General features: G+C 72.0%; 3 protein-coding genes. 2 read left to right on the top strand and 1 reads right to left on the bottom strand.

Going from position 1 to position 3,236, the window contains the following annotated elements:
- Positions 1-55 precede the first annotated feature (55 nt).
- On the top strand, positions 56-697 hold the full coding sequence (locus CCL05_RS41255; protein WP_425275986.1) for a helix-turn-helix domain-containing protein: 642 nt from the start codon (positions 56-58) through the stop codon (positions 695-697).
- A gap of 15 nt (positions 698-712) precedes the next feature.
- On the opposite strand, the gene CCL05_RS41250 is transcribed toward CCL05_RS41255, so the two are convergent.
- Positions 713-1,738 carry an ATP-dependent 6-phosphofructokinase gene (locus CCL05_RS41250; RefSeq protein WP_086565693.1) on the bottom strand — a complete coding sequence of 342 codons (1,026 nt, stop codon included), beginning with the start codon at positions 1,736-1,738 and terminating at the stop codon, positions 713-715.
- Positions 1,739-1,959: 221 nt separating this feature from the next.
- Here CCL05_RS41250 and CCL05_RS41245 point away from each other — a divergent pair.
- On the top strand, positions 1,960-3,236 hold a 1,277-nt coding region (locus CCL05_RS41245), incomplete at its 3' end, for a phosphate acyltransferase (RefSeq protein WP_158102531.1).

The following is a 3,236-nucleotide window of genomic DNA, read 5'->3' as shown; positions in this document are numbered from 1 at the left end:
ATGTGTATAAGCGACAGCGACGCCCCCGCCCTTCAACGCCCCCGCGGCCCGCCGGCTGCGCGCGGCCCTCGGCATGTCACCCGAGCACGTCGCCCACGACATACGCGTCTCGTACGGGCACCCCCACATCACCCCCGGCCACGTCATGGCCTGGGAACGCGGGGCGGCGGCCCCGTCCGGCTCCGAACTCACCGCGCTCGCGGGGGTGTTGTGGTGCTCGCCCGGCGAACTCATCGGCAGACCCCGCACCCTGCGCGAGCACCGCATCGCCCGCGGTTTCGCGCCGGAGGACGTGGCCCGTGCCGTGGGACACGAACTCCACGCCTATCTGCGGATGGAGGAGACCGACACCTGGCGCGGGACCGACCGCCAGTCCGCCGCCCTCGCCGATCTGCTCGGCCTGCGCCTGCCCGACTTCGTCTCCGTCACGGGCCGCGACGCCAAGCTCGGCGACCTGCTGCGCAACGCCGTCACCACCCGCTGGCAGGCCTACGTACGCCCGGTGGCCAAGGTCGTGCCCCTGGACCGGCCGTTCCTGGAGGGCGCCCTGCAGGCGCTGCACCAGGACTACCAGGGGCACATGGCCGCCACGCTGAGCTGGGGCGGCGGCGGCAGCGATGCCGGCGACGCCGCCCGCGACTTCCTCGACCGGATCGTCGAGCACTTCTGGACGCGGATCCAGAAGAGCCCGGCCTAGCCCGGCCCGGCCGCTCTAGAAGACCGACTCGGCCTCGTCCATGCGGTCCTTCGGCACCGTCTTCAGCTCGGTCACGGCCTCCGCGAGCGGCACCATCACGACGTCCGTCCCGCGCAGCGCGGTCATCCTGCCGAACTGCCCCTGGTGCGCGGCCTCCACCGCGTGCCAGCCGAACCGCGTGGCGAGCACCCGGTCGTACGCGGTGGGCGAGCCGCCGCGCTGGACGTGGCCGAGAATGACCGGCTTGGCCTCCTTGCCGAGCCGTCGCTCCAGCTCGTGGGCGAGTGCCGTGCCGATGCCCTGGAAGCGCTCGTGGCCGAACTTGTCGATCGCGCCCTTGCCGTAGTCCATGGTGCCGTCGGCGGGGTGGGCGCCCTCGGCGACGCAGATGACCGCGAACTTCTTGCCGCGGGCGAAGCGCTCCTCGACCATCTTCACGAGATCGGCCGGGTCGAACGGCCGCTCCGGCAGACAGATCCCGTGCGCACCGGCCGCCATGCCGGACTCCAGCGCGATCCAGCCCGCGTGGCGTCCCATGACCTCCACCACCATCACCCGCTGGTGGGACTCGGCGGTGGTCTTCAGGCGGTCCATGGCCTCGGTGGCGACCCCGACCGCCGTGTCGAAGCCGAAGGTGCGGTCGGTCGACGAGATGTCGTTGTCGATCGTCTTCGGGACGCCGACCACCGGCAGACCGGCGTCGGACAGCATGCGGGCCGCCGTGAGCGTGCCCTCGCCGCCGATCGGGACCAGCGCGTCGATGCCGAACTCGTGGATCATGTCGGAGGCGTTCTCGCAGGCCTCGCGGAGCCGGTCGCGCTCCAGCCGGGACGACCCCAGTATCGTGCCGCCGCGGGCCAGGATGCCGCTGACCGCGTTCAGGTCGAGCGTGCGGTAGCGGCCGTCCAGCAGGCCCGAGTAACCGTCCTCGAAGCCGATGACCTCGTCGCCGTAGTTGTCGACCGCGCGGTGCACGACCGACCGGATCACGGCGTTCAGGCCCGGGCAGTCGCCGCCTGCGGTGAGAACTCCGATACGCATCGTGCTGTGTCTCCTGCTCGCTGTTGATACCGGTGAGCCTCTGCCGATTGTTTCACGCTCCACAGCCCGGTGCGGCACCCCGAGGCTGATGGGCGCCTTATCTATCGACGGAGGTATTGTCAAGAGGGTTCTGCTCACCTCGGTGGGCGATTTTTGTGCCCGTGGCTGGATAGCCGTTGGCTTGATACACACCCCCACTCGAGACGAAACGGAGAGCGCGCGTGACCCGCAGCGTGTACGTGACCGGCATCGACCGCGGCGACGGCCGCCAGGTCGTCGAACTGGGGGTCATGGAGCTCCTCACCCGGCAGGTGGACCGGGTGGGCGTCTTCCGCCCCCTCGTCCATGACGGGCCCGACCGCCTCTTCGAGCTGCTGCGCGCCCGCTACCGGCTCGCCCAGGACCCGGCGACCGTCTACGGCATGGACTACCACGAGGCGTCCGCCCTCCAGGCCGAGGCCGGCGCGGACGAGCTGGTGTCCACGCTCGTCGACCGCTTCCACCTGGTCGCCCGCGACTACGACGTGGTCCTGGTCCTCGGCACCGACTACGCCGGCACCCAGCTCCCGGACGAGCTGTCGCTCAACGCCCGGCTGGCGAACGAGTTCGGCGCGTCCGTGATCCCGGTCGTGGGCGGCCGCAAGCAGACCGTCGAGTCGGTGCTCGCCGAGACGCGCAACGCCTACCGGGCCTACGACACGCTGGGCTGCGACGTGCTGGCCATGGTCACCAACCGGGTGGCCCGCGAGGACCGCGACGCGATCGCCGCCCAGCTCGACTCCCGGCTCCCGGTGCCGTGTTACGTCCTGCCCGACGAGCCCGCGCTGTCCGCCCCGACCGTCTCGCAGATCGGCCACGCCCTCGGCGCCAAGGTGGTCCTCGGCGACGACTCGGGGCTGGCCCGGGACGTGCTCGGCTTCGTCTTCGGCGGCGCGATGCTGCCGAACTTCCTGGGCGCCCTGACCCCGGGCTGTCTCGTCGTCACCCCGGGCGACCGGGCCGACCTGGTCGTCGGCTCGCTCGCCGCGCACAGCGCCGGCACCCCGCCGATAGCGGGCGTGCTGCTCACCCTGGACGAGGTGCCCGGCGACGACATCCTCACGCTCGCCGACCGGCTCGCGCCCGGCACCCCGGTGCTGTCGGTGGCCGGCACCAGCTTCCCCACCGCCGAGCAGCTGTTCTCCCTGGAGGGCAAGCTCAACGCGGCCACCCCGCGCAAGGCGGAGCGGGCGCTCGGCCTGTTCGAGCGGTACGCCGACACCGCCGGCCTGGCCCGCCGCGTCTCCGCCCCGAGCAGCGACCGCGTCACGCCGATGATGTTCGAGCACAAGCTGCTGGAGCAGGCCCGCTCCGACCTGCGCCGGGTCGTGCTGCCCGAGGGCACCGAGGAGCGGGTGCTGCACGCCGCCGAGGTGCTGCTGCGCCGGGGCGTGTGCGAACTGACCCTGCTCGGCCCGGTCGACCAGATCCGCAAGAAGGCCGCCGACCTCGGCATCGA

Source organism: Streptomyces africanus (assembly GCF_002150735.1).
GTDB lineage: Bacteria > Actinomycetota > Actinomycetes > Streptomycetales > Streptomycetaceae > Streptomyces > Streptomyces africanus.
This window is presented reverse-complemented; position numbering and strand designations above follow the sequence as displayed.

Coding starts and splice junctions, on each gene's coding strand:
- CCL05_RS41250 (WP_086565693.1), bottom strand. CDS start 1,738: ATGCGTATCGGAGTTCTCACCGCAGGCGGCGACTGCCCGGGCCTGAAC.